Annotated in this window: 26 protein-coding genes; 25 read left to right on the top strand and 1 reads right to left on the bottom strand. The window is 46.5% G+C overall.

Features of this window, described 5'->3' with window-relative positions; translation table 11 throughout:
- Positions 1–66 precede the first annotated feature (66 nt).
- From ACEN8J_RS16460 to ACEN8J_RS16355, 22 genes are all read left to right on the top strand, one after another.
- Positions 67–501, top strand: a complete 435-nt coding sequence (locus tag ACEN8J_RS16460) for a phage tail assembly chaperone (RefSeq protein WP_007429164.1) — start codon at positions 67–69, stop codon at positions 499–501.
- A gap of 23 nt (positions 502–524) precedes the next feature.
- Entirely contained in the window at positions 525–656 is a 132-nt protein-coding gene (locus ACEN8J_RS16455) for a hypothetical protein (RefSeq protein ID WP_019686368.1), read from the top strand.
- A gap of 21 nt (positions 657–677) precedes the next feature.
- Positions 678–2,696, top strand: coding sequence for a glycine zipper domain-containing protein (locus ACEN8J_RS16450; RefSeq protein WP_495593728.1), 2,019 nt, complete (start codon positions 678–680; stop codon positions 2,694–2,696).
- 36 nt (positions 2,697–2,732) lie between these two features.
- Complete coding sequence (locus ACEN8J_RS16445; RefSeq protein ID WP_029516163.1) at positions 2,733–3,377, top strand: LysM peptidoglycan-binding domain-containing protein; 645 nt, start codon at positions 2,733–2,735, stop codon at positions 3,375–3,377.
- Positions 3,374–4,351 carry an XkdQ/YqbQ family protein gene (locus ACEN8J_RS16440; protein WP_029516164.1) on the top strand — a complete coding sequence of 326 codons (978 nt, stop codon included), beginning with the start codon at positions 3,374–3,376 and terminating at the stop codon, positions 4,349–4,351. Before ACEN8J_RS16445 ends, ACEN8J_RS16440 begins: the two co-directional genes overlap by 4 nt.
- Positions 4,344–4,751, top strand: a complete 408-nt coding sequence (locus ACEN8J_RS16435; protein ID WP_318626992.1) for a hypothetical protein — start codon at positions 4,344–4,346, stop codon at positions 4,749–4,751. Before ACEN8J_RS16440 ends, ACEN8J_RS16435 begins: the two co-directional genes overlap by 8 nt.
- Positions 4,744–5,208 (top strand): DUF2634 domain-containing protein, encoded by a 465-nt coding sequence (locus tag ACEN8J_RS16430; RefSeq protein WP_029516165.1) that lies wholly within the window; start codon positions 4,744–4,746, stop codon positions 5,206–5,208. The genes ACEN8J_RS16435 and ACEN8J_RS16430 overlap by 8 nt, the downstream gene beginning before the upstream one ends.
- Positions 5,208–6,359 (top strand): baseplate J/gp47 family protein, encoded by a 1,152-nt coding sequence (locus ACEN8J_RS16425; protein WP_495593727.1) that lies wholly within the window; start codon positions 5,208–5,210, stop codon positions 6,357–6,359. Before ACEN8J_RS16430 ends, ACEN8J_RS16425 begins: the two co-directional genes overlap by 1 nt.
- A complete protein-coding gene (locus tag ACEN8J_RS16420) occupies positions 6,352–7,026 on the top strand; it encodes a YmfQ family protein (protein ID WP_029516167.1) in 675 nt (224 codons plus the stop codon). Before ACEN8J_RS16425 ends, ACEN8J_RS16420 begins: the two co-directional genes overlap by 8 nt.
- 1 nt (position 7,027) lies before the next feature.
- Complete coding sequence (locus ACEN8J_RS16415; protein ID WP_495593726.1) at positions 7,028–9,559, top strand: hypothetical protein; 2,532 nt, start codon at positions 7,028–7,030, stop codon at positions 9,557–9,559.
- 10 nt (positions 9,560–9,569) lie between these two features.
- Positions 9,570–10,181, top strand: coding sequence for a hypothetical protein (locus tag ACEN8J_RS16410; RefSeq protein ID WP_318626989.1), 612 nt, complete (start codon positions 9,570–9,572; stop codon positions 10,179–10,181).
- Positions 10,182–10,238: 57 nt separating this feature from the next.
- Positions 10,239–10,505 (top strand): hypothetical protein, encoded by a 267-nt coding sequence (locus ACEN8J_RS16405; protein WP_449291547.1) that lies wholly within the window; start codon positions 10,239–10,241, stop codon positions 10,503–10,505.
- Between the two features lie 86 nt (positions 10,506–10,591).
- Complete coding sequence (locus ACEN8J_RS16400) at positions 10,592–11,038, top strand: phage holin family protein (protein ID WP_039269501.1); 447 nt, start codon at positions 10,592–10,594, stop codon at positions 11,036–11,038.
- Between the two features lie 153 nt (positions 11,039–11,191).
- A complete protein-coding gene (locus tag ACEN8J_RS16395) occupies positions 11,192–12,157 on the top strand; it encodes a glycoside hydrolase family 25 protein (RefSeq protein WP_069011560.1) in 966 nt (321 codons plus the stop codon).
- A 754-nt stretch (positions 12,158–12,911) separates the two neighbouring features.
- Positions 12,912–14,567: an ABC transporter substrate-binding protein gene (locus tag ACEN8J_RS16390; RefSeq protein ID WP_165144621.1), complete on the top strand. Its 1,656-nt coding sequence runs from the start codon at positions 12,912–12,914 to the stop codon at positions 14,565–14,567.
- 29 nt (positions 14,568–14,596) lie between these two features.
- Positions 14,597–15,601, top strand: a complete 1,005-nt coding sequence (locus ACEN8J_RS16385) for an ABC transporter permease (protein ID WP_318626986.1) — start codon at positions 14,597–14,599, stop codon at positions 15,599–15,601.
- 35 nt (positions 15,602–15,636) lie between these two features.
- Complete coding sequence (gene nikC, locus ACEN8J_RS16380) at positions 15,637–16,548, top strand: nickel transporter permease (RefSeq protein ID WP_209949669.1); 912 nt, start codon at positions 15,637–15,639, stop codon at positions 16,546–16,548.
- 233 nt (positions 16,549–16,781) lie between these two features.
- Complete coding sequence (locus ACEN8J_RS16375; RefSeq protein WP_165144627.1) at positions 16,782–17,924, top strand: hypothetical protein; 1,143 nt, start codon at positions 16,782–16,784, stop codon at positions 17,922–17,924.
- Positions 17,925–17,937: 13 nt separating this feature from the next.
- Complete coding sequence (locus ACEN8J_RS16370; RefSeq protein WP_185156333.1) at positions 17,938–18,327, top strand: hypothetical protein; 390 nt, start codon at positions 17,938–17,940, stop codon at positions 18,325–18,327.
- 262 nt (positions 18,328–18,589) lie between these two features.
- Entirely contained in the window at positions 18,590–20,005 is a 1,416-nt protein-coding gene (locus ACEN8J_RS16365) for a deoxyguanosinetriphosphate triphosphohydrolase family protein (protein ID WP_039269516.1), read from the top strand.
- A 69-nt stretch (positions 20,006–20,074) separates the two neighbouring features.
- Complete coding sequence (locus ACEN8J_RS16360; protein WP_165145386.1) at positions 20,075–21,016, top strand: MsnO8 family LLM class oxidoreductase; 942 nt, start codon at positions 20,075–20,077, stop codon at positions 21,014–21,016.
- 24 nt (positions 21,017–21,040) lie between these two features.
- Positions 21,041–22,027 carry a methyltransferase domain-containing protein gene (locus ACEN8J_RS16355; RefSeq protein ID WP_341038987.1) on the top strand — a complete coding sequence of 329 codons (987 nt, stop codon included), beginning with the start codon at positions 21,041–21,043 and terminating at the stop codon, positions 22,025–22,027.
- 4 nt (positions 22,028–22,031) lie between these two features.
- Here ACEN8J_RS16355 and ACEN8J_RS16350 read toward each other — a convergent pair whose 3' ends face one another.
- A complete protein-coding gene (locus tag ACEN8J_RS16350; protein ID WP_495593725.1) occupies positions 22,032–22,988 on the bottom strand; it encodes a D-2-hydroxyacid dehydrogenase in 957 nt (318 codons plus the stop codon).
- A gap of 225 nt (positions 22,989–23,213) precedes the next feature.
- On the opposite strand from ACEN8J_RS16350, the gene thpR reads away from it, so the two are divergent.
- The 3 genes from thpR (at position 23,214) to ACEN8J_RS16335 (ending at position 25,542) form a co-directional block, all read left to right on the top strand.
- A complete protein-coding gene (gene thpR / locus ACEN8J_RS16345; protein ID WP_495593724.1) occupies positions 23,214–23,789 on the top strand; it encodes an RNA 2',3'-cyclic phosphodiesterase in 576 nt (191 codons plus the stop codon).
- A gap of 101 nt (positions 23,790–23,890) precedes the next feature.
- On the top strand, positions 23,891–24,703 hold the full coding sequence (locus ACEN8J_RS16340; protein WP_029516185.1) for a cell wall hydrolase: 813 nt from the start codon (positions 23,891–23,893) through the stop codon (positions 24,701–24,703).
- A 155-nt stretch (positions 24,704–24,858) separates the two neighbouring features.
- A complete protein-coding gene (locus tag ACEN8J_RS16335) occupies positions 24,859–25,542 on the top strand; it encodes a metal-dependent hydrolase (RefSeq protein WP_104496511.1) in 684 nt (227 codons plus the stop codon).
- Positions 25,543–25,952 lie beyond the last annotated feature (410 nt).

Here is a 25,952-nt window from a genome sequence, read left to right as displayed (position 1 = left end):
GGGGGATGGAATGCTGTCAGGCGTTCCGTTCCCTAAATACAAATAAACAATAAGGGAGAATGACTTATGAGCTTGAATGAGAATATGACAGAAGAACAAATTTTGGACAGCCTGTTTGAAGCCGCTGAAAAACTACCGGAAGAAACGGTTCGTATCAAGCGCCTCGATATGAAAATTGTGCTGCATGGCCTGACCTCCAGTAAAGTGGACAGCATTCGTGAACGTTGCACGATTCGCCGAACCGTGAAGGGGGCTGTAGATGAAAAAGTAGATACTGAAACGTTCAACGCCTTGTTGATCTCAGAAGCTACCGGAAAGCTGGAAGTGAAGGGCTTGTCCCTTAACGGTTGGGGCGATCCTCGGATTACAAGCCGCTTGAAGCTGTCCGGTGGCGAACAGTCCGTCCGCCGTATGCTGCTGGCGGGTGAATTGGATGCAGTAGGAGATAAGGTGCTGGAGCTGTCCGGTTTTGGCGTTGAGATTGCCGACTTAAAAAACTAATCGGCTCCGGGGGAATGACGACGATGCTGTACCACTTGTGGGTCCGGCACCACCTCCGCCCCGGAGACTTTTGGCGGCTTCCCCGCGGTGAGCGTATGCTGCTGCTGGCGTTTGCCGAACAGGAAATGGATAGCATAGCAGCTTCAAAAGCATAAACAAGGAGGTGAACATGATAGATGGCAGAAGCATTAAATTACCGCATGAACCTTGTGATTGATCCTAAAAACGTCATTAAGGCGAACAGAGAATTGCGCGCAATGGAACGTTATTTTGAGCGGATTCAAGGACGTGTGTTGAAAATCGGCCGCACTCGCATGGCCCCGGAAATTGTGCTGAACGATATGGCTTCCAAAGGCTTGGATAATCTGTTAAACAAGATTAACCGGGTTAAATCCCAGATTATTAATGCCTCGGGCAGTGTGAATTTGAAGGTAAGCAGTAGCAGTAGTGTGTCCATCGACGGCATTAGTGGTCTTATAACAGCGTTGGAGAACAACACGAAGGCAGTTAGAGGCAACACTGGTTCAAACATACTAAATAGTACAAAACCTAAAGCAGAAGAGGAAAGTAAACTTCCTGCTTGGGCTGAGGCACTGCAAAAGTATAATGAACCTGCTAAGGTTGTCCAGGAAGTGTACAAAGGGGTTACAGGTGAAGATTTAAGTCTTCAAACGTTTAAAAAGATGCCCGCCGCTTTTATGGAAACCAGACAAACGTGGAAGGAAGGCGGAGCAAAAGGAGTACTTAAAAAATTCTTTTTTCCAGATAAGAAAGAAGATGCTGCAGAAGGAAATGCTGAAGGCGCTTCAGGCAATAAAGACCTTTCGGAGATTAAAGAATTAATTCAGAAATTAATTCAAGTTACCTCAGATAAATCTACTGGCGGGTTTGGCGGTGGCGGCGCAAGTAGCCCGGGAAGAAGGAACAAACGTTCAGGGGGTAGAAGATCTGGTAATAGAGGCGGTAGTCGTCGGTCTTCGAGTAGTCAAAGAGATTTTAATTCAAGAGCCGGAGAGATAGCAAGAATTAATATTAGAGATCGGAACTCGATACAAGGAAACAGAAGCGGACGACAAAACGCTGGAGGTTCAGCAGAATCCAATCCTCGGATTAACCCTGCCCGAAGGGTTCCAAGCCCAAGAAATCATCCGAGAAATCCTGGTAATCGCCGCTCTTCCAAGTCGGGTGGTATTCTTAGCTTTGCAGGCGACTTGCTAACGGGTGGAACAGATATAGATGCTTCTTCTGTCCTAGATATGGTGAGCGATAGCGGATTAGTTGAAAAAGTGAGTAAGGGCCTGGGCGTAAGCAAAAAGTTCATTAGTGGGCCTTTGGGGGTTCTGGCAGATGCAGCAAGCATAGCTACAGCAGCTCCGGGCAAGGAACGCGCACAAGCGATTGGTTCCACCGTAGGTGGGGCGGTTGGGAGTACGGTAGGCGGAGCAATTGGAACATTTTTGCTTCCAGGTGTCGGCACTGCTGTTGGCTCATATGTGGGCGGTTTAGCAGGTGACTTTTTAGGGGGCAAAGTGGGCGGTTGGATTTCAGACCATGGCTCTGAAATAAAGGAAAAGGCATCCAAAGTAACCGGATGGCTTTCTGAGAAGAGCGAAGCCTTTGGTGATAGCATCTCTAACTTCTTCTCTTTTGGTAAAAAAGATGAACCTAAGAAAGCCCCAGCGAAGCCGCCTGAAGTACCTAAACCTGCTATACCACCTCAACCTGCTGTAGCTGTGGCTACCAAACCGTTAACACCTATGCCACCATTTCCGGGGTTACCACCCGGCTCTCAAGTGATGTATGGACCTCAGCAACCAGGTGCAAAAGGTGTCCCTAATCCTTATGGACCGATGGCTATAGCTAACCAGGGAGTCAATCCCAACCCACTACTGAATACTGCGGCTCATGCGAATAATGGAGCCAAAGCTAAAGGCAAAGGTAATGGTAATGGTAATCCGACACCTCAAGTAGTACAGATCAGTCCTGAACAAATGGGAACACTGTCTGGCTTTTTGAAGGATTTTAAAACGGAAACCACCAACCAATTCAATCTTCCTGCGGGGGCTGTACAGGTCACTGTACATGAGAACAAGCTGGATGTGGATGGGCTTATTATGCAAATTGGCTACCGTCTCAAAGCTGAAATTCTGCGTGCAACGCAGAACACCAAGCCTGTAGGCGCTGTAGCTAAGTAATACGGTAGATGGGAGTAATGGGGAGGGAGGAAAGAGATGGAATTTAGTTTGACGGATGGTAAAGGAAAAAAGTTTCAGTTTCCGGTAAATCCTGAGGAAGTGACGATCTCACGGCAAAAAGGGTTTGATACAACGACGATTTTATCCTATGGGGAGTTTGACTTCCCGCAAGGGGAGAAGGTGAAGGAAATTTCCTTCTCTTCTTTTTTTCCGAAAGAATACAATCCAGCGTATTGCACATACAAAGATATTCCTGATCCGCAGGAGGCCATGAACACGTTGAATGGCTTTTTGTTATCTAAGAACCCGCTACGTTTTATTATTACGGAGACAGCCGTGAATGTGCCAGTAATTGTGGCATCTCATAATTCGATCTTTCGCGGCGGCGAGTATGGAGATGTGAATTTTGATCTGTCACTGCGGACCTGGAGTGATATGAAAGTTGCCAAAAAAGCTGGTGGCACAGGAAGTAAGGCGGCTACGGTTAACAAAAAGCCCCGCACAGATATGAAAGAAAAGAAAAAAATATATACGGTTAAGTCCGGGGATTCCTTGTCCAAAATTGCCAAGCTCGAATTGGGGGATAGCTCGCAATGGAGTCGTATTTATCAGCTTAACAAAAAGGTTATTGGGCAAAATCCGAATGCAATTAAACCGGGGCAAAAGCTGGTGTTGTCATGAGCTATAAAGTCATTTTACAGGATAAATATGATTTGTCGCCGCTTGTGGAGAACATTAATTTGAGGGACTCGCTGGAACAAATCGCCTATCAGGGAACCGTCAATCTAGTCGTTACGTCGGATATGCCCGCTATTTCCCCTGGGATGTCCATTCGGGTTAGCGGGATTCCTTATGGTAAAAAAGATTATGTTCCCTTGTTGTCCCCTGCCGTGATTTGGGAAGTGGAAACCTCTAACAACGGGCTCAAACGTATGACGCTGACGTTGTATGACCGTACAGTGTATTTGGACAAGTCAGAGGATGAATATTTACTCCCTGCCAAGCAGACGGCTACTCAGCGTTTTCAGAAGTATGCTAGGGACTGGAAGTTGAAAATCGCTTCATTGCCAGATACGAAAAAAACGCTGGGACGCGCCGTATACCGCACACAGTCCATCTATTCTATGATGCTGGGAGATCTGCGCGAAACGGCAAAGGCGGGGGGAAAGCTGTATCATCCGCGGATGATTTCTTCCGGGTTGGAGCTGTACGAGCTAGGAACGAACAAAGACGTGTATGTTTTGGAGAGAGTGACTGATACGACACAGTCCCGCACGCTGGAAGGTGCAGCTACGAGGGTGAAAGTGCTGGCTACGGCGGCTAGTGAAACAGGTAATGAGGTTCCTTCCAAGGTGATGGCGCTTGAGGAAAAGGACATTGCCAAATATGGGACACTTCAGGTGATCGTGCAGGATGACGAGGTCAAGTCCGGTGCAGCAGCCCGTGAGCTGGCTAAAAGTAAGCTGAGAGGCATACAGCAAACGATATCGGTAAATGCACCAGATATGAACACGATTCGAGCAGGAGACGCAGTGATGCTAGGTTCCATAAAGCTACTGGTCATTTCAGTGAGCAGGGAATTGGGCAACCCCGGCAGTATGTCGCTGGAGCTCGGAACGTATGACGATGTAAAAAGGAGGTTTTACCTTGAATAAGGACCCCTACGGGCATTTGGCTACTGCGCTGCAATCTTCATTTCATAAGCACACCAAGCAAGCGCTGAGTGGAGTGGGCGCGGTACTAGGCACGATCACCTCCACGGGACTCAAGCTGGACGATTTTAAACATGAGCTTCAGGATTATCTGGTCGCCGAGCTACCGGGGCAGCTATCTATACCACGTCATATGTATAAAGGCACCTCAACCGCAGTGGAACCGGAAAATTGGGAAGGCAAAGAGCTGAAAACTTCCTTTTATATCGGGGAAGACGAGCTGGAGGATGTGAATCTCAGTTTGAACGAAGGACTCAAGCCCGGAGATCGTGTACTTGCGGTTCGGGTGAATAGCGGCAATGATGTGGTGGTCGTGTGCAAGGTGGTGAGTGGACGTGGCTAATTTATTTCCTGAAACAGATGATGTGATCTGGACAGACACGGATATGACCGACCCGGATGTACTGGAGGATAACCGCGCAGTATTTGGGCGAAGCTGGCGGTTTGATTTTGAAGCCGGTGAGTTTGTTATGAGCCCTAGTCGTAAAATCGTGACTACAGGGGAGAAGGAAGCGTGGGTACAGTGGTGTGAAAAAGCGATTCGCACTCCTCGCTACCGGCATGTGATCTATTCACCTGACTATGGGAGTGAGCTGGAGGAGCTCATTGGCAGCAGCTATGGGCACGGTGTGCAGGAAAGTGAAATTAAACGCATGGTCACAGAGGTGCTACTAGCAGATGCACGTACGGCTAGTGTGGATCAGTTCACGTTTCGCTGGGAAGGCGAGGCGTGCCATTTTAGCTGCCAGATTACGAACGTGCGGGATGAAACGGAAATTGTGGAAAGTGTGGTGATCTAATGGCAGACTTGCCGGAATATTTGGTAGACCAGACGGAAGAGGAAATTTTAAATCGAATGCTGGAAAAAGTGCCTTCGGATATTGATAAGTCCGAGGGCTCTTTTATTTGGGATGCGCAGGCGCCGGTGGCATTCATGCTCTCGGAAGCGGCGATCTGGGCGCAGGAGCTGCTGCGTCGGGGCTTTGCCAGCACAGCAGCCAGCGACAACCCGGATTTTCGTTCGCCGGAGCTGGATTTGCGGACAGCAGAGCATGGGGTGACACGGCGAGAAGCGGTTGCGGCCTCAGGTATGGTTACGTTCACGGGCACAGCGGGAACGACTGTCCCGGCGGGGACCTTGGTGGCGACCCCGGCAGATGATGTATCCGGGGAAGCTTCTATTGAGTATGCGACCACGGCTTCGGTCACGCTGGATGAACAAGGTGCCGGGGAAGCGGCTATTCGGGCGGTCAACCCCGGGCGCAGCGGTAATGTACCTGCGGGCGTCATCCAGGTGATGGCCACTCCGATTAGCGGGGTTGCCTCTGTGATCAATACGGAGCAAACCAAAAGCGGTACAGACGTTGAGAGCGACCAGCTGTTGCTGGAGCGTTTTTATGCCAAGGTGCGGAACCAGGGCACAAGCGGCAACAAGGCGCAGTATACTCAGTGGGCGAATGAGATTGCTGGAGTGGGTGGCGTGGAAGTAGTTCCGCTCTGGAAAGGACCGGGAACAGTAGGGTTATATGTGCTGGATACGGATAAACGCGCAGCCAGCCCAGATATCGTCGCTGCGGTGCAGAAGTACATCGATCCGACGCAGGATGGACAAGGAGAAGGACTGGCGCCAGCGGGCCCTGTGGTGACGATCATGCCAGCAGCAGAAGTGGAGATTAACATCTCAGTCAAGGTACAGCGTACCAAAGAGAAGCCGTCCACACTGGATGAAATCAAAAAGCTCATCGAGAGCGGTGTGCGGACGTATTTGAAGCAGCTTGCCTTTTACAAGGTTGACCCGTTGGTACGGTATACCCGGATTTCTGCTGTTTTGCTCGATATTCCGATTATTATTGATTTCTCTGAACTGAAAATCAATGGACAGAGCAATCAGAATATTGAGATTGGCTCAGGCCAGGTAGCCGTGCTGGGGACGGTGAGCGTCAGTGAGTAACAATGGAACGAACAGTTTTGGCGATTTATTGAATAACCCAGACCAGGGAAAACATGCAAACCGTAGTGGCACTTTGGTTAATCGAGTAACGATAGCGGAAGATACAGTGGGCCAAATGAGCAGCGAGCGAGGACGTGAGCTGCTTTCCTATTTGCCTTCCTATTACGAAACCTCACGCGTGATGCGTTCCGATATGGATGCTAAAGGAAGCGAATTGGACGCCTTGTATCTTGCAATGGATGCAACGGTGGGACAGTTTTTTGTACGTACCGCCACATGGGGGTTGGAACGCTGGGAAATGGAGTTGGGGATTGAAACCGATCTGGCGAAGCCATTGGACCAACGGCGTGCGGTGGTGGAGTCGAAGCTGCGAGGGGCAGGAACTTTTTCCGGTCGGCTTGTCAAAAATGTAGCAGAGGCGTATGACGGAGGTACGGTAGATGTTATTTTTCACCCTGCCGAATGGGGATTTACGGTCAAATTTATAGATACCATCGGGATTCCGCCCAACGTGGAGGACCTGAAAGCAACCATTGAGGAGATCAAGCCCGCCCACATGGCAGTGGAGTATAAATTACGCTACCTGACCATTGCCGAAGTGGAGTCTATGACCCTCTATGAAAATGAACATACAACACAGGATAGATATTTAGGAGGTGGCGCATAACATGGCAAGTGAAAAAACACCGAATCTTGGTTTAAATCAAATTGACCGCACATCGCCCAAAACAACGTATTTTGATCTGGAGAAGTATTTGGATGAAAACTGGCGCTCTGTAGATGAATTTGCGGGTGACGTGAATGACGGTGTAAATGAGATCAAGAAGCGTTTGGATACGACAGAGCGTAAGACGGTAACTCTCGAACCCGGGGTGCAGATGGTTCATGCGGAAAAGGCTGCGCCATTTTCGCTGACGGGGCTGAGCGGGCGTACGTTGGTGAATTTGTTGGGACGGATGGGTAGCTGCGAGACAGTGAGCGAATGGTCCTCAAACGTAGCTATTGCAATAGACTCTAACAGCAAAACCAACGGCAGCAGTTCATTTAAAATTACGCTGGGTAGTGCGTCTGCAACTGCGTCTGCAAGTTTTTTGACCACACCTGGACGAAAATATATCGCAATAGCGGACGTGAAAAGTGGTAATACCAGCAAGGTGGCTATATCTATAAATGGTATTGCTGGTGCTGTGGGTAACGAGGTAACTTCTGGCTCTGTTTTTGCGCCGTCTGTTGTACGGTTCACGGCGAAGGACTATTTTCACGTTGTTACCATCACAGGCACAGGCGCGGTTGGTAATATATTCAATATGGATAGTGTGCGTGTGTACGAGATCAGCGATGCAGATTATACAGCAGCCGCAAGCCTTACGCCAGTACAGGCCACAGCTAAATATCCGTATGTCGATAGTGTAATGCCTGTACGTAATCCATATGCGATACGGTACGGAGAGAACTTGATTCCACCGTTTTACGAGTGGACGCTAGGCGAAAGAGCTAAAGTGATGAACCCGTATAAGTTGGAAACGGCGGCTACCGTGTCTGTTGATCAATCAAATACGTACGTGGCTGTTAGTCCAGGAGTGACCTACACCTTTAGTGTTAAAGTTAACGGGCGCGTAACTGTGGTTGAGGTAGATGATTTGGGTACTGAATCTAATGTGTACAGCACGACAAACAATGAAAATAGGGATGTCACAGTTACGTTTACGACCAAGACGACGACTAAGAGGGTGCGTATTTACGCCACGAACACAGAGGCTGGTACGTACACGCTCGAAAACCCTATGCTCAACATCGGCAGCACAGCCAAACCATTCAAACCGCGCGAAGACTCAATGTTAGCGTTGCAAACAGACCTATACGCCGATCCGGTTACAGGGGCTAATGCTGATACAGTCTATGAACGTGATGGGCAATACTTCAAGTCCAAAAAGTGGCAAGGGCTTACGCTAGACGGTAGTTTAGCATGGACGTACTTTGATAAGGGCACAGATTATAAGGTTGTGAGGCTACCTGTCGCAAATGGATTAACTGATACAGAACGAATCACCAAGTTTGATGGGAAACTGGTACAGCATGTTTTTCCTACTTCTGCCGCGGATCAATCTCATTTAAGTGCGTCCGCTGGTGTTGTGGGTCTGTCTATATCGGTTGCGGACAGCGGATGGGGAGATGGGTACCAGCCAGACCAAAATGACATCAAAGCCTACTTTTTCGGATACAAGGTGTATGATGCTGGCACGTTCACGCCAACACAAGCCCAAGCCGCTACAACGGCGACATGGAACGGAACTGGTGCTAAGTATTACGTTCCGCGTGTTGGGCCTGCAAACCCTGTAGCGTCGGCACCACAACAGTCATATGCAGGGTACACACCGTACCAACTCGTATACCAACTTGCAACGCCTACCGTGGAGCCTATCGTTTCAGAGGGGAAACTTTCCTTTACCGAGGGTGATAATCAGGTTGAAGTAGGCACGGGGATCGTGTTACGCGAAGCAACTAAGCCCACAAGTTCTCTGGTTGGGGATGCATACTTACAAATTAACCGTATCGACTACGGTACCGCCGTTAAATATCGGGTGAGCAAATTCTTAGCGGTGTATGTGGGAAATCGCAAGGATAGCGGATGGGAAGCTTTAAATCCGCCAGATAATCAAAGCTATGGGCTTGAGAGACTGCGTAAGTCAAGTAGCCAGATAACAACAGAGCCGTACAGTGTTACGTACCTTATGCTTGATCCTTCGCCAGTCGTACCATTCACAGGTAGCTACGCAGCCAACGAAAAAACGCTACTTGCGGACTTGGTGGATAGTGTACAACAGAATACGGCGCGTGTGTCGGTGCTGGAGAACAAGAAGGCTGACAAAGACAATCCCGCAGTTCTTACGCCTACTCTGCTTAATGGTGTAACTTTGGAGTACCCAACTTCACCTGTAGAGTATCGTAAATCATCGGATGGTCTTGTAACAATTCAAGGTTCAGTTAAGCCATCTTCCACTGGGGATATTGTAGCTTTTATGCTACCTGCTGGATATAGACCTAAACAAACTGTAGCCGTTGCACTCGCAGGGAATACAGGGACATCCGACATTATGGTAAGGGGAGTAGTGTTGTCTGGCGGACAGGTGCAAATAGGAAATTCAGTGCCTCTCATATGGGTGAGATTAGATGGCATTCAGTTCATAGCAGAAAGGTAGGAGTTGACACATGAAAGTAGTACCTAAAGTAAATACAAAGGGCCTCTATCTGGAGGACGAGTTGGTGGACGATGCCTTTTCGGGTGTCGTCCCTTTTTATACAGCATCTTCACTCACGCTATCTGATACAAGCCAGCACCTAGACACCCATCGGCTTGCTGACAGTAGCTCTAATACCACAGATGCAACCAATTCAGAAAGAATCCTTACTGGTTATACAGTAGGGATTCCAGTACCAGCTGGTCTATACCATCCTCGTTTTGATATCAAAGGCTGGCTGGCCTACGAAGCGGAATATAATCAAAAGCTGATAGAAGCGCAAAAAGCCTACGAGGAGTTGAACAACGAATCCCAAGCTTTATTTCAGAAGCTGCATGATGAATGGCAAAACAAACCTGAAAACGAACGTGGAGACGAATCTGTATATTCTGCTCAGACATTCACGGCTCCAGAACGAAGAGACCCAATGACGTTCTGGAGTGAAGGATTGAGTGAGGAAGCAATTAAGGAACTGACACAAAAAGCAGAGCAACAGCCGAGTGAGACAGATCAATTGAAGCAGCGTATTGCAGATCTCGAAGAGACGTTGACCCAGCTCATGCTTGGTAACACAGGAAAATAACGTGTACTGAGGATTATATGTAACAGCATCTTTATAAAAAGAGGTGAAGTCATAACTATGACCGCTTTAACAGAGGCTCAAATGCGTATTTGTGCTCATGCTTGCATCACTCGCTATGAGCGGGGTGAGGGCGATATAGCAACGATCATGGGAAGCTACGCTTTAAATGAAGAACAGCGTGAACAAGTAATGAAGATTATTTTATCCAAGAGTTCTGATCTGGTAACGGGCAACGTAGATAATTCATCATTAACCGCTGCTCTGAATGGACAGGAAGAAACGGTTAAATGGTATAACTCTATTTTCCGTAAGAAAACAGTATAGAGAACAAAACAAAAAAATTGTTTAAATGCCCTTGGATCAGTCCAAGGGCATTCACTTTACACCTTGGTTCAAAAGGGGGAACAAATATGCATGAAAAGATCGATCAGATTTGGCTGGGGCTTTCCACGGGGACCTTGATCGGTTATTTTTTCGGGGGGTGGACCACTATGTTGACGTTGCTGTGGTGGATGGTCGTGATCGACTTTTTCACCGGATGGGCAGCGGCCTGGATTAATGGGGAGCTAAAAAGCCGCCAGGGGTATTACGGTATTTTTCGCAAGGTTACCGTGTTTTTGCTCATTACGGTAGCTCACCTAATCGACGGTATTCTCGGGGATGCACATTACTTCCGGGATGCCGTCGTTTTCTTTTATTTAGCGAACGAGCTGTTGTCCATTATTGAAAATGTGGGCAGAATGGGAGTGCCGATGCCGGATATTTTACGGAATGCGGTAGCTATTTTTGAGTCCAAGTCAAGTGGAGAAAAAATAAAGTCAACCGACCCTTCCGACAAAGAGAATAAAGTTTCATAAAGTGCCACCAGTGACCACCACCCAAATAGGCTGACTACCTTTTTGCCCTTTTTTCGGTGTAAAAGTGGAAAAGCCCAGACCGTATGGATGGTCCAAGCATATATAACAGAGACAGAGTGCTACAACATTATAATGACAGGGAGGGAGCGCCTTATGCAAAGTCGTAGCCCTAATGCTACCGAAGGCATTGACGTGTCCCGATATCAGGGAACGATTGATTGGAAGCGTGTACGAGCCGATGGTAAATCGTTTGCCTTTATTAAAGCGAGTCAAGGACAGCGTTACGTCGATCCGACATTTATCACGAATGCAAAAGGGATCAAGGCAGCCGGGCTCTTACTGGGAGCGTACCATTTTGTAGATGCGACCGATGTAAATGCAGCAAAAGCAGAAGCCAGGCATTTCGCCGAGGTGTTGGAGCAGGTGGGTGGGGCGAAAGCGCTGGACTTGCCAGCGGTGATGGATTACGAAAATAATCCGGGAGGGCTTAGCTCGGCCACGATTCATGAGGTTGCGTTGGCATTTGTAACGGAATTTGAACGGGTAAGCGGCTGTAAGCCGATGGTATACACAGGGAATGCTTTTGCTGCCCATTTCAAAGCGCCATTGGGCAGTTATAAGCTGTGGATTGCACGTTATAGTACACGGGTGCCCGGCGACACCACAGCATGGAAGAACTGGGACTTTTGGCAATACAGCGATAGTGGACGGGTTGATGGAATTCAAGGGCCGGTTGACCTGAATGTATACGCCGGAACAGAGGCCGAGCTACGCCAAGCATTTGCAGGAGAAGAGGGGGATGAGTCAATGACAGCAGAGGAAAAAGCGGCATTTAAGGCCCTGCAGCAGCAGGTCGCCGCTCTTGAAAACAGCAAAGATGTGCTCAAGCAGACGTTGAATGAACAAAGCGCTTATATTAAAAAAGTGGATCAGCGGGTAGCTGAGCTGGAGGCGCATCAGACTATGCCTGTACCGACCTGGGCGAAGGAAGCAATGGCTGCCGCTGTTGCATTTCATCCAGCAAGCCCGATTGTGGATGCGAAACTGCCAAGCAGTTACGATTTTTATCGCTTACTGGTCGTACTGAACCGTCTGGGTGTGTTTAAAACGACCAAATGATCTTTTATAAATTTTATGCGAAAAAGGGATTATTTTCATGAAAACTAATCCATACGCCTGAAACGTAAATAGACAGGCGGTTCAAAGGCAACCGCCTGCACTTATTGTAAAGTGATGTTCTTCATGATTTCTACATAAGCTGAACTAGAACGTTTTAAAAGTGTGAATCATTGGGTGGAAATGCAGCATGTCTACCAGCCAAATCAAGCGGTAAAAGCTCTTGTATGTTTGTTTATTTCAGAACATACCTGGGAATTAGGATATTAAGGATGTAGGTTTGGTGCTGAATACATTTTTGAGGTAAGATCATGCTCCTGCTTGGAGGTTAAAGACCCCCAGCAGGAATATATGTTTGGTATGATCGTGTAAGTTGGTTTGTAATATTAATTGACATGATGTATAAAAACATATCGTAATGTATGAAAAACCCCCTTGTCGTCTTCCAGATTTTATAGTAAAGTATCCAATAATCAACTTTGTTTGAGCATAATATTCACTGTTTGTGAGTATATGTCACACTTTCACCACGACCTGACATACTCCTCTTTCTCTTTATCACATCACATTTATTTATTACCCTACAGCATCTCTTACACCACTAGATTATGAACACTTCTGTCCTACTACACCTATTTGATGAACTCGGAACCTGGGATTACAGCTTGAGGACAAGCTTGTCATGTCAATTCAAGAATTGACATTCATCCGGTATCAACGAATTAACAATATATAAGGTGTGAAAGGGGTTTGCTGCATGAGCAAAAAGTATGCAAAACACAAAATCTGGACCGTTCTGCTGGTGCTTGCGCTAGGAGCTGTTTTGGCGCTTTCCGGTTGTGGGGGATCAGGTGAAGGAGCAAAGCCAGAGGCAGGGAAAACACCAAGCGGAGCAGGAGAGGGCGTGCAGGACACGCTTATTTATGGACGCGGCGGAGATTCCGTGGCGCTAGATCCTGCCATTGTGACTGAAAGCGAGTCGCTAAAAATTGGAATGCAAGTGTTCGACACACTGCTGGAATATAAGGAAAACACAACGGAGATCCAACCGGGACTTGCAGAGAGCTGGGAAGTATCACCGGATGGACTGGTCTATACGTTCAAGCTGCGCCAGGGTGTAAAATTCCATGATGGAAGTGACTTTAACGCTGAAGCGGTTGTGTTTAACTTTGACCGCTGGGCTGATCCAAAAAGTCCATACAAATTTGAAGGTGACTCGTTTGACTATTATGATTCTATGTTCGGTCCTGAAGGAAGTAGGGTGATTAAGGAGGTTAAAGCGGTAGATGCGAACAGTGTCCAGTTTACACTAAACAAGCCGCAGGCGCCGTTTTTACAAAATATCGCTATGCCATCCTTTAGTATTGCAAGTCCCAAGGCAATTCAGGAGAAAAAGGCTGATTTCAAGAGTAATCCGGTCGGCACGGGGCCTTTTGTATTTAAGGAATGGAAACGGAACGATACCATCACGCTGGAGAAGAATCCAAACTATTGGAAAGAGGGCCAGCCGAAGTTGGCAAAGATCATTGTTCGTTCCATACCCGACAATACCGCGCGATTTAATGCTCTGCAAAATGGAGAAATTGACCTGATGGAGGATTTGAATCCGGATGATGCAAAGCAGCTAGACGGTAATAGCGAATTGGTGAAAATTGAACGTCCCTCCTTTAATGTGGCGTACATTGGATTTAATTTAAAGAAAAAAACATTCAATAATCCCAAGGTGCGCCAGGCGCTGAATCACGCAGTGAACAAACAGGCCATTATTGATGCATTGTTTGCAGGGCAGGCTAAGCCTGCGGTCAATCCGATGCCACCTACGTTATGGGGGTACAACGATAGTATTCAGGACTACGCCTATGATCTGGATAAGGCTAAATCTTTACTGGCGGAAGCAGGCTTTCCTAACGGGCTTCCCGAGCCGTTAACCTTCTATGCAATGCCCGTATCTCGTCCTTATATGCCTGACGGCAAAAAGGTGGCCGAGGCCATTCAAGCCGATTTTGAAAAAATAGGCGTCAAAGTCAACATCCAATCTCCAGAATGGGCTACGTATCTGGATGATCTTAAAGCAGGAGAGAAGGATGATCTGTACATGCTGGGATGGAACGGGGACAATGGTGACCCGGATAATTTCCTTTATACATTGCTGGACAAGGATACGATTCCAGGCAATAACCGTAGTTTTTATGTGAATGAGGAACTCCATAAAGTATTGGTGAAGGCGCAGGTTGAGGTCGATCAGGACAAGCGTGGGGAACTGTATAAACAAGCACAAGTGATTATTAAACAGGATGCACCGTGGATTCCCTTGGTTCACAGCACACCGTTGATGGCAGGTAAAGCGAACCTCAAGGGTTTTGTACCTTCTCCGGCAGGTATGGAAGCGTACGGAAATATTTATTTTGAATAGCCCAAACGCAAGCAGGCGGTGAATAGGATATGAACTCATATATTGTAAAAAGACTGGCCATATTGATTCCTGTATTACTAGGCATGACGCTTATCGTATTTTCGATTATTCATGCTATTCCGGGTGATCCGGCGGAAACCATACTAGGAGATAAAGCTACGGAACAGTCCAAGCAGGCGCTACGTGAGCAATTGGGACTGGATAAGCCGTGGTTTCAGCAATATGGAACCTATTTGAGTGAACTGGCACATGGAGACTTGGGTGATTCCATTCGCACCAGACAGCCGATTGCCCGGGAAATGCTTCCTTATCTGGCGGCTACGCTGGAGTTGACAGTAGCGAGCATGTTTTTTGCCATAGTAGTTGGAATGAACGCTGGCATCGTGAGTGCCTGGAAGCGAAATTCCTGGTTTGACTATGTCAGCATGGTCATTGCCCTGGTCGGAGTATCGATGCCCATTTTTTGGCTGGGCTTGATGGAGCAGTGGATTTTTGCAAATAAGCTGCATTGGCTCCCTTCCATCGGACGCATGAATTCCCGTGATCCTGTGGAAGCTGTGACACATTTAGCTGTTATTGATGCGCTCATAGGTGGACGTATGGATCAGGTGTGGACCGTTATCAAGCATTTGATCCTACCCAGTATCGCACTGGGAACGATTCCAATGGCGGTCATTGCGCGCATTACCCGTTCCAGTATGCTGGAGGTTATGGATGCGGACTATATCCGTACGGCTCGGGCGAAGGGGCTGGCATCTTTTCAAGTCGTGTACAAACATGCGCTTAAAAATGCTGCGATCCCCGTACTTACTGTCATCGGTCTTCAGACTGGCTCACTACTGGGAGGCGCGGTACTGACAGAAACCATTTTTGCCTGGCCCGGCATCGGACGGTACATTTTTGAAGCGATCAGTTCGCGTGACTATCCGGTTATTCAAAGCGGAATTCTGATCATAGCGTTCCTGTTCGTCATCATTAATCTGATTGTCGATTTGCTGTACGCGGTTCTCGATCGGCGTATCCGTTATCAGTAATCAAGTCGCCAATTGTTCAAGGGGGAGCTTGTCCGATGTCACAATTTTCAATGGAACCCAACAACATACCGACGACACGCAGTACATTGGCGCATTTGCCTGTCGTGACTGGTCCTTGGAGAGACGCATGGAGGGCTTTCCGTCACAATAAAATGGCGCTCGTCGGCCTGAGCATTATTATCTTCTTTGTCATCATTGCTTTGATCGCGCCGTGGATTGCTCCTTTTGACTATAAAGAGCAAAATTTGGTGAGCCGTTTGCAGCCTCCTTCTGCGGAGCATTGGTTCGGTACGGATGATCTCGGTCGAGATTTACTGACTCGCACGCTGTATGGAGCCAGAATCTCGTTGTGGGTCGGTTTCTTGTCTGTTATTGGTTCAATGATTGTAGGAACCGCCTTAGGTTTAATCGCAGGATTTTACGGAAAATGGGCAGATATGGCCATCTCGCGGCTATTCGACATTTTACTGGCATTTCCGGGGATTTTGCTGGCCATTGCAATTGTGGCCATTCTAGGGCCTTCATTGGAAAATGCGTTGTACGCCATTGCCATTGTCAATGTGCCAACGTATGGAAGGTTAGTTCGCTCTAAGGTGCTGAGTGTCAAAACAGAGGAGTATATCACTTCTGCTAGAGCGCTTGGAGCCAATAATACACGAATCATCCTCCGTTATATTTTGCCTAACAGCCTGACACCAATCATCGTACAGGGAACGTTGGGGATCGGAACGGCTATCATTGAAGCGGCAGCGCTTGGATTTCTAGGCTTGGGTGCACAACCTCCTGAGCCAGAGTGGGGTAAAATGTTGTCCGATTCGCGGCAATATATCCAGAACGCGCCGTGGACAGTTATTTTTCCGGGGATATCTATCATGCTGACCGTATTAGGCTTTAATCTGATGGGTGATGGGCTGCGGGATGTATTGGACCCGAGGGCAAAGCGTTAGAGCAAAAGTGGTGAGGGATATAAAGTTGAGTAAAAGGTGTTCTCTGGCCTGAATCCAATGGCTGGGGAACACCTTTTTTATATTAGATTTTCAAATTCGATTCGAACTGAAAAAGTACAAGTTAAAAATATGTTTACTATTTAATATCTTTCGTATATATTAATATTTGGAAATTATTTTTTCACAAATATTTCCTACAAAACTAGATTGAATTAACAGAGGAGATTATTTCAATGAGCATTTCATTAAGAATAGAACGTAAATCCGGTGGTGAACCAATCGAGTTTGTAAAAGGTGAGATCACTGGCTTTACTTATAAAAATAATAGTTCCCTAAACCTTTCAGCTAAGTCTACAAACTTGGTTCATTCGCTACATATTCTAAGCAAAATTCCGCTTCATTCGCTTCCTTCAGTTATAGACAATGCGGATAATTCCAACATGCTGTACACATGGGCAAACACAGAATATGAACCTGATACTGAGGATTACTATCGAAAATGTAATATCCAAATCGTTAGAAATGAAAACACAATTCGAGATATTACGTTTACACACGCTTACGTACATGAGTATCAAGAACAGATTGATACCAGCAAAGAGATTCTTGAGTTTGAACTTGTTTTAAAACAAAAAGAAGATCAATTGGGAAAAATTCAATATAGTCCTCAGTTAGAACTTAAGGAAACAAGAGAAAAGGAACAGTCTGATGTCTCGGAAAAAGTACTAGAAGATGCATATAGTAAGAATATGTTAGTGTATGCAGGAAGTAATACTTTTCCGTTTGAAAATCCTATGGTAGAACTAGAAAAGACTTGGGTGCGAGGCGTAGAGAAGGTAAAGAATTCTTCAGATACTGTACTACATTATCCTGATCGTAAAGCTTTTACATTAGTAGCTGTTCCTATAGCTCGAAAGAAGTACGGGGACATCACAGCCAATTTACTTCAACATTCACTTGATTACAACCCAGGAAATTTACACTTTAACGAATGGTCATATGAGGCGCAGCAAATTAAAAAATCTAAAGAACACATCGCAATAGTTAATGACGAAGTCAAAAAAGCTAATGCTAATAAAGCTAAAAGTTTTTCGAATAATGAATCTAAGGGATTAGAAAGTGATAAAGATTTATATAATGCTTTTCACAAGATGTATTATAAAATAAATGGAAACTACGTTGACGGGCAATGGAAAATTACTACAATATATTATGATAAATATAATTTTGAGTATAATTTTAAACAAATGTTTACTGGGAACAACAAACTTGGTTGGGCTGCAGCAAACCTAACAAATTTAATGGAATCATGGGGAACATTAAATGAGTATACGTCTTATGTAACAGTAACTGATACAAGAAAAGCTTGGAAGTGAGTGTGAATTGTAGATGAAGCGTAGATATATCTTTATTTTGATCTTGATCTCTCTACTAGTTATAATTACTACTCTAATTTTCCTGGTGAATTCTGGGGATGATACGAAGTATAAATACCCATCAGGCAAAGATACCGTAGAATATTTTGGTGACGGGACTTTTCAAATTTTTAGAGGGGGGCCGGACGACCCTTTAATACTTTATAATCATCTTGCTGATCCAACGGAAAATACTGTTGATAATATTGTGTCATATAAGATAAAAAACAATATCGTATATGTGGTTGGTGAAAATAGCTTCATTAAGCTGGATTCAAGTACCAACACATACAAGCAAAAGAAACGGATTTCCGATTTTACTTCCGAAGATAGAGAAATATTCAATAAATTAATGGAAAAATAGAAGTTATCATAAGCAAAAACAAGTCTCGGGACATAGTTGGGACTTGTTTTTTTATTTCTCATCGTCTGACCACTGGCTTGACTTGATAGGCGATAATGCGCTCAGTCCATAAATCTTGCAGATTGGTATACAATCCTTTCTACTCTTACGAATAGGTGAGATAGTTTGATGCTTACATATATAACTGAAAGTCATGTGAGCTTTCATGAAGCGCGAAAAAAATGTATAATCACTCCAATTGAGTACGTAGGGAGTGGGATTTATGACATGGCAGGACAAGAGAGAGCATCGGCAATTTGCGGAACAGACACGAAGCGACGCTTCACGGGCCGCATATGAACGGGATTACTCCCGTTTGATTCATTCACCGACTTTCCGTCGGTTGCAGGGTAAATCACAGGTATTTGGTGCAGGCACGGGCGATTATTATCGCACACGACTGACGCATTCTTTGGAGGTAGCGCAAATTGCGCGTGAAGCGTCACGAAGCTTGCTGCGCCGCCATCCCGAAGTAGAGCTGGAACAGGCAGATAACGCAGGACTGATCATTGACCCTGAGGTGGTAGAATGTGCTTCCATCGCACATGACTTTGGGCATCCCCCGTTCGGACACAAGGGAGAAGAAGTACTGGACGGCATTTTGGATCAACTGATTGAAACAAAGGTAGAAAAGATATCCTCTGCCGGAGGCTTCACACCGGAGTCCAAGCGTGGACAGGAGGCCTATGCGCGTGAGCGACGAATTTATGAGCATTTTGAAGGGAACGCGCACAATTTCCGGCTGATTATGTTTTTGGAGAAGCGTGAGAACGTGGATGGTTTGAATTTGTCGGACGCTGTGTTACTGGGGATCAACAAATACCCATACCCAGGGATTCTGAACAAAAAAGGGTTGTATCTGCATGAGTGGGAATATATACGTTCCATCCGCGAGGATTGGGGTATCCCTGATGGTAAAAAAACGCTGGAAGCCCAGCTTATGGACCTGTGCGACGATATCGCTTATTCTGCGCATGATTTGGAGGATGGGATTAAGGCTGGAAAAATCGAGGTACACGAGCACTTCTTGTATGATCCGTATTTAATTCGTCTGATTACGGAGAAAATCACCACGTTGGAGGATAGCTTCTGGCAAGGCTGGCAACTGGCTCAGATTGAGCAGAAGGTAGCGGCTGTGCTGAGTGAATTTTTGAAGGTGTGGAATGGCAAGATGCCGATGTGTGAACACGATTATTCCCGGACCCGCCGTGAAGTGAAGGCATACTGGGTCAGTCTGTTTGTCAGCAGCTTGGGTGTCATTGATGATGGAAATTGGAAAAAAGTGACCTTTGTACGGGATGGAAACGAAGATTTGGATATGCTGCGCACGGTGAGTGTATTGAAAAGCTTTGCTTGGGTTACGATGATCCGCGATCTGCGCGTACAGCGACTGCAAAAACGGAGTGAGTGGATGCTCAAACGACTTTGGTTGGCTTTTCTGGACCCGGAAACATCCAAATCTATTATTCCAAGCGACTGGCTCCAGCGCTATGAGCGCGACCAAGCCAAGACGAAGCCGATCTGGACATGGGAGCATATGGTCATAGACTATATTGCAGGCATGACCGATGCTTTTGCTGAAAAAATCTATAATGAGTTATACGGCCTGAAGGTGGGTTCCATTTATGATCTGGATTAACCTTTAAATTCCCCCTATATAGTAGAAGAAACTGGTTTATAGCTGATAGTAGGAGGGAGGATTGTGTCTATGCCATCTCGGTCTTTATCTATAAAAAGGTTGAATCTCGGTGTGCTCGATATGGTGCCGTTGCTGCCCGGTAACCGTCCGGAGCAGGCGGTTCAACGAGCTGGCGAACTAGCGAGACAGGCAGAAGCGTGGGGATATACACGTTACTGGACCTCGGAGCACCATGATATGGAGGGGCTGGCTTCCTCCAGCCCGGAAGTGCTGCTGTCTCATATCGGGGCGGTGACGAAGACAATCAAACTGGGTGCGGGTGCTATCTTGCTTCCGCATTATAGTCCAGTCAAGGTCGCGGAATGGTTTCATCTGCTGGCCGCTCTATATCCTGGCAGAGTCGAATTGGGTCTGGGGAGAGCACCTGGTGGGGGACCTCATGCTTCGATGGCACTGAGCGGCAATTTTCTTCAACATGTGACGGAGCTGCCACAGACGATGGAAGCTCTATTGGCTTTGCTGGAAGGTACTTACGAATATGAACAGGTGCCTGTGTTTGCCCGGCCAATGCCTGAACAGCCGCCAGCAGTGTGGATGCTGGGCACAAACCGAAAAAGTGCCGAATATGCCGCCCAGTATTCAACAGGCTATGTATTCGGTCAGTTTATGAGTGAACATCAAACAGAAGAGATGCTCAGCATTTACCGCTCCAGCTTTCAGCCATCCAATCGGATAGACAAGCCACGTACCATGGTTGCTGTAGGCGCAGTATGTGCCTTGACGGATGAGCTGGCGCAGCAATGGGCTGCTCAGATTACATTGGGCGACCCGGCAATTCGGGCCAGCTGGCTGGTGGGAACGCCGTCGGTTATTGCCGAACGGTTACGTGGTTTGCAGATTAAATATGATAACGATGAGTTTCTGTTGGTCACACCGATTCCCGATTATGAGCAGCGGCTTCACTCCTACCGTCTAATAGCGGAGGCCGTAAATTCTAGCCTTGATTCCTAATGAAAAGATGAAAAGAGATCTGACATGAATAAACAGAAAACGAATATCGATGAAATGAAACCAAGCTACGTGTATACCTATGCGTGTCATGAAACAGAGCGTGAGTTATGTCTTTTGGAATTAAAATGTTTGTTCGGTCAGCCGCCCGTGCAGGATTCCATCCTGTTGTCCCATCGACGCCTGGAACCGGGGACCAGCCCGTTTATTCATCTTCGGCTGGATGTAGTGACAGATGCGGGAACACTGGAAGAGCTATGCGAAGCAGCCTCTATGTTACAGCTTGAGGAAGGAAAGACTTTCAAGGTGTTGTGCCTTAAAGAAGGTGACCATGAGGCCGGCTATGACGAGCGGCGCGGGATCGAACGCCGAATTGGTGCACGCATTCATGGCCAGGCGCAAATGAAGACACCGGATATCATCCTTGGTGTTATTCGGATAGGACAACGGTGGCTACTGGGCAGGTGTCAGTATAGCGACAGATCGTGGCAGGAGCGTCGTCAGAAGCCGCAAAATTATTCTACTGGACTACCCGTTCTGGTAGCTAGGGCACTTGTGAATTTGGCAGCAACTGATCTAATAGCAACAAAGGGAGAACCAGGCTCATTGAAACTGCTAGACCCGTGTTGTGGTATGGGCAATGTAATGATTGAGGCATTGAGTATGGGAAAGGATATTCGCGGTTGTGATATCAATCCGTTGGCGGTGCGTGGGGCACGAGTGAATTTGCGTCATTTTGGATATGAAGAAGATCTAGTGAAACTCGGGGATATGAATAAGCTCGAAGGCACATACGATGCGGCCATATTGGATATGCCCTATAACCTGTGCTCCGTGCTCCCGGCTGATGAGCAAAAGAAGATGCTGCGCAGTCTGAGACGCTTGGCCGCGCGGGCGGTGGTCGTGAGCACGGAGCCGATGGAAACATTGTTATCCGAGTCAGGTTGGACCCTTACGGAGCAATGTCGCATACATAAGACAGGTATGAGTCGGGAAATCTGGATCTGTAAGTAGTGTGTTAATACTGAGTTTTATAGTTAACCAAATTCAACGGCAGTTCCTGATCAGCGGCATAGGCATTCAAATTAGTAAGAAAAATATCTACCGCTCGTTCGGCGTATCGGTCCGTATCGCCTGCAATATGCGGTGTGATCAAAACATGGTCCAGACTCCATAGTGGATGTGACGCAGGTAGTGGTTCTTCCTCGAATACATCCAGTCCGGCAAAGGCAATATGCTTTTGCTCCAAAGAGCGTACAAGCGCATCCGTATGAACGGTTCCACCGCGACCTACATTAATGAAGAAGGCTCCCTTACGCATAGCTGCAAATGCTTTTTCGTCAAAGAAGTGATGAGTCTCCTCGGTGAATGGCAATATATTTACCACGATATCCGCTGCTCCCAATGCATCGTGTAGTTGTTCGTTAGTATACATATGCTCTACATGCGGAGCTTCCTTGCCAGAACGCCGGACTCCGATTACCCGCATGCCAAAGGATTCTGCAATCCGCGCTGTTTCACGGCCAATTTCGCCAACGCCTGTAATCAACACCGTTTTGCCACGTAATTCCGTCAGTTGGCCTTTCGGTAGTTGCCATGTTTTCTGACGCTGCAAGAGAGCTGCTTGCTGTAAATAACGTGTATGCGATAGCAGCATTCCAAAGATCTGCTCTGTAATTGGAATGGCATGCACGCCACTCGTATTCGTGAGTAAAATGTTACGCTTCTCCAATTCGGTAAGCGGTAGCTTATCAATCCCAGCCGACCAGGTTTGTATCCACTTCAGCTTGCTGTCTGGATGTAATGCATCTTCGGCAATATGCTTGGACCAGCCCAGAATAATCTCGGCCTCCCGGATTTGCTTAGATTCTAATTCCTGAGCTTTGCCAATAATCAACTCGTAGCCCGAAGCCGCTGCACGAACTTGTTTTTTTTGCTCTTCCGTCAGTTGATGTAAGCTTAAAATGTTTCCCATAGTTCACAGCCTCCTCGATTTTTGATTCCTTGGAGTTTCCAATATATTCTGGCGAACCATCTTTTCAAGAATAACAGATTGCTGAAAAAATTGCATAAGAAGGATAAAAACGAGCTCGCGGTGTCACTATATATAACAACAAATGGCTTTACCCTGATTAGGGACAATCCAAACAGCTGCTTTTGAAATATCCACAAATATCTATAGCAAAGGAGGTAAAGGTTGATGAAAGATGAATCGCAAAGACTTTTTACAGCTATTGCTCTCCCAAATGAGCACAAGAAGAACTTACATCATTGGGTGGAGCAGGATTTGAGTGATCTTTCTTTTCGCAAATGGATTGATTTCAGAGATTACCACGTGACACTTCAGTTTTTGGGTGATGTGGAGACCTCAGTTATCCCGAAACTTGAGCAGGTTTTAGTTCAAGCGGCAGCTGAGCATCACCCGTTCACACTTGGTATTGGAGAAGCAGGTTTTTTTGGCCGTGAAGAATTTCCACGTGTACTTTGGAAAGGAGTGACTGAACAGCGAGAGTCGCTAGAGCATCTATATCAGTCTATACTTCGTGCTACCAAACCGCTTGGTTTTAAACCTGAGGACAGACCCTATCGACCTCATATCACCGTAGCACGTTCGTACACAGGGGGACAGCCCATTCCAGCTTCTGTGTGGCAGCCCAATGACCGAAGCGGTGGGCCTTGGGAAGTGGGAGAATTTGTTTTATATGCAACACGATTGGGTCAAAAACCAATGTACCAAATAATTCAAACATTCCCATTAATGAGGCGAAACCCTTGATCTATCAGCGAATTTAGTGATATAGTGTTTCAGCGTTATTCAAAAAGCGCATTTTGGGTTACATATCTGAGGAATGTGCTTAAGTTAACGGGAGGAACATTATGGAAATTATTAAAGAACATCGTTGGTTTGCACCTCTTTTGAGTGTGCTGCTTGTTTGTATATTGGGGATAGGCCTCTACGCTGAGGTTCAGCAAACACAGAATAATCATAAAAATGCATCCATGCATTCTCTGAGCTGGTCAGGGAACTCTGCAGCTCCTACATATGGCGACAGGATGGGGACCCATAAAGGGTCTAACAGGACAAGCCCCATCTTTGTTGCTGCTCATGGGCAGCCAAGCTGGAAAGAAATCATGCCGACTCCGTTACCCGCTTCCCAGATGAAGCAGGCGGAACAAGCTCGGAATAACGTTGCTACAGGCAAGAAAAAGCCTGAGGTCCAGCATAGCAAGTCCGCAATCCTAACCCCTCCTACAACCATCTACTTTACGAAGACAAAAATGCTCACGCAGGATGACAAGGCGTTGTCTACCTGGAGCTATACTGTCTCCGCTAAAGAACTGCTCCTGTTGCAAAAAATAGTGATGGCAGAAGCAGAAGGCGAACCGTACGAAGGCAAAGTGGCAGTTGCCAACGTTGTCTTAAACCGGCTGCGGTCAGCCCCATTTCCCGATACGATTCAGGCAGTGATTTATCAAAAAGCGCAATTTAGTCCGGTCGCGAACGGGCGTCTTCGTCGTGTTCAGCCCAACCAGGACAGCATTCGTGCGGTTACTGCTGCTTTGAACGGCCATAAAGCCGTGCCTGATAACACCTGTTTTTTCCTGTCGCTTACGTTGGCCCAGGACCTTACGGTTCATCATTCCCGTACCAAGGTGAAAACGATCGGTCATCATACCTTTTATAAATAAAGGCACCCTTCTACAAATAACAGCCCTTTCTAAACAATAGGGTTCAGCTTTGTGAACGGATTTTGTGGTACAGGTGAAGCCAGAATGCAAAAGAGGTATAATAGGTAAAGGAAAGTAACCCAAATAATGAAAGTGACAAAGGAGGCGTAGATGAAATGAAAATCACATATTATGGACATTCAGTTGTACTGGTAGAGGCAGAGGGGAAACGGATTATTATTGATCCTTTTTTGACGGGAAATCCTAAAGCAACCGTACAGGCCGAGGATATTCAGGTGGATGCCGTGTTGTTGACACACGGTCATGCCGATCATTTTGGTGATGCTGTTGAAATTGCCAAGCGCAATGATTGTCCAGTAATCGCGGTCGCGGAACTGGCCGAATATTGTTCATCCTTGGGGGCCAAAGCTCACGGTATGAATCTGGGTGGGGGTCACCACTTTGACGGTTTCCATGTGAAATTCACACTTGCGTTCCACAGCTCATCTTTGACGGTGGACGGAAAACCCATTTACATGGGAGAGCCAGCGGGAATTTTATTGACCATGGGAGGCCAAACCTTTTTCCATGCAGGGGATACTGGTCTGTTTGGCGACATGCGTCTCATTGGGGAGACTAACTCCATCGATGCTGCGGTATTGCCGATCGGAGATGGTTATACGATGGGACCGGAGGATGCACTGCTGGCAGCAAAATGGCTGCGTGCAAGTCGCGTAATACCAGTGCATTACAATACGTTCCCGGGTATTGAGCAGGACGGAGATGGCTTCTGTGATCGTTTGCACAAAGAAGGCATTGAAGGGAAAGCGTTGAAGCCCGGCGAAAGTCTCGAATTTTAATACGGATATCTGATTTGCGTGAATACACTAGATGGTCTATTAACTTATCGTATCTCCTTTGTCAGCCTTTTCTGTTCCTTAGAGGAATAGGAAGGGTTGTTTTTTAAAAGTGAATATTTATACATAAAAATGAGATAAAATTGCATTGATACGTTGAAGCTGTAATGTAAAAGATTTATTATCACAATCATAAAAACTTTGAATTGCTAACATGATAGGTCAATGATAAAATGATAGAACTAATTAGATTCATCAGTGGAATCGACGTATTTTTCAAGTCAAGCCATTGCATAATTATTGAAAAACATACGCATTCGGTGGACCGTACCGCCTTGAATACGTCACATGTTTTGTCCCCCATTCCTCGTAGTTGTTCTTTGAGTTACCTCTTGTTGCCACTGTCTTCTATT

This window comes from Paenibacillus sp. Paensp38, assembly GCF_059491915.1.
The sequence above is the reverse complement of the archived record's forward strand: the minus strand, read 5'-3'. Positions and strand labels throughout refer to the sequence as shown.

Coding starts and splice junctions, on each gene's coding strand:
- ACEN8J_RS16445 (WP_029516163.1), top strand. CDS start 2,733: ATGGAATTTAGTTTGACGGATGGTAAAGGAAAAAAGTTTCAGTTTCCG.
- nikC (WP_209949669.1), top strand. CDS start 15,637: ATGTCACAATTTTCAATGGAACCCAACAACATACCGACGACACGCAGT.
- ACEN8J_RS16450 (WP_495593728.1), top strand. CDS start 678: ATGGCAGAAGCATTAAATTACCGCATGAACCTTGTGATTGATCCTAAA.
- ACEN8J_RS16415 (WP_495593726.1), top strand. CDS start 7,028: ATGGCAAGTGAAAAAACACCGAATCTTGGTTTAAATCAAATTGACCGC.
- thpR (WP_495593724.1), top strand. CDS start 23,214: ATGAAAGATGAATCGCAAAGACTTTTTACAGCTATTGCTCTCCCAAAT.
- ACEN8J_RS16340 (WP_029516185.1), top strand. CDS start 23,891: ATGGAAATTATTAAAGAACATCGTTGGTTTGCACCTCTTTTGAGTGTG.
- ACEN8J_RS16425 (WP_495593727.1), top strand. CDS start 5,208: ATGGCAGACTTGCCGGAATATTTGGTAGACCAGACGGAAGAGGAAATT.
- ACEN8J_RS16365 (WP_039269516.1), top strand. CDS start 18,590: ATGACATGGCAGGACAAGAGAGAGCATCGGCAATTTGCGGAACAGACA.
- ACEN8J_RS16335 (WP_104496511.1), top strand. CDS start 24,859: ATGAAAATCACATATTATGGACATTCAGTTGTACTGGTAGAGGCAGAG.
- ACEN8J_RS16395 (WP_069011560.1), top strand. CDS start 11,192: ATGCAAAGTCGTAGCCCTAATGCTACCGAAGGCATTGACGTGTCCCGA.
- ACEN8J_RS16355 (WP_341038987.1), top strand. CDS start 21,041: ATGAATAAACAGAAAACGAATATCGATGAAATGAAACCAAGCTACGTG.
- ACEN8J_RS16360 (WP_165145386.1), top strand. CDS start 20,075: ATGCCATCTCGGTCTTTATCTATAAAAAGGTTGAATCTCGGTGTGCTC.
- ACEN8J_RS16350 (WP_495593725.1), bottom strand. CDS start 22,988: ATGGGAAACATTTTAAGCTTACATCAACTGACGGAAGAGCAAAAAAAA.
- ACEN8J_RS16390 (WP_165144621.1), top strand. CDS start 12,912: ATGAGCAAAAAGTATGCAAAACACAAAATCTGGACCGTTCTGCTGGTG.
- ACEN8J_RS16375 (WP_165144627.1), top strand. CDS start 16,782: ATGAGCATTTCATTAAGAATAGAACGTAAATCCGGTGGTGAACCAATC.
- ACEN8J_RS16370 (WP_185156333.1), top strand. CDS start 17,938: ATGAAGCGTAGATATATCTTTATTTTGATCTTGATCTCTCTACTAGTT.
- ACEN8J_RS16440 (WP_029516164.1), top strand. CDS start 3,374: ATGAGCTATAAAGTCATTTTACAGGATAAATATGATTTGTCGCCGCTT.
- ACEN8J_RS16410 (WP_318626989.1), top strand. CDS start 9,570: ATGAAAGTAGTACCTAAAGTAAATACAAAGGGCCTCTATCTGGAGGAC.
- ACEN8J_RS16460 (WP_007429164.1), top strand. CDS start 67: ATGAGCTTGAATGAGAATATGACAGAAGAACAAATTTTGGACAGCCTG.
- ACEN8J_RS16385 (WP_318626986.1), top strand. CDS start 14,597: ATGAACTCATATATTGTAAAAAGACTGGCCATATTGATTCCTGTATTA.
- ACEN8J_RS16405 (WP_449291547.1), top strand. CDS start 10,239: ATGACCGCTTTAACAGAGGCTCAAATGCGTATTTGTGCTCATGCTTGC.
- ACEN8J_RS16455 (WP_019686368.1), top strand. CDS start 525: ATGCTGTACCACTTGTGGGTCCGGCACCACCTCCGCCCCGGAGACTTT.
- ACEN8J_RS16400 (WP_039269501.1), top strand. CDS start 10,592: ATGCATGAAAAGATCGATCAGATTTGGCTGGGGCTTTCCACGGGGACC.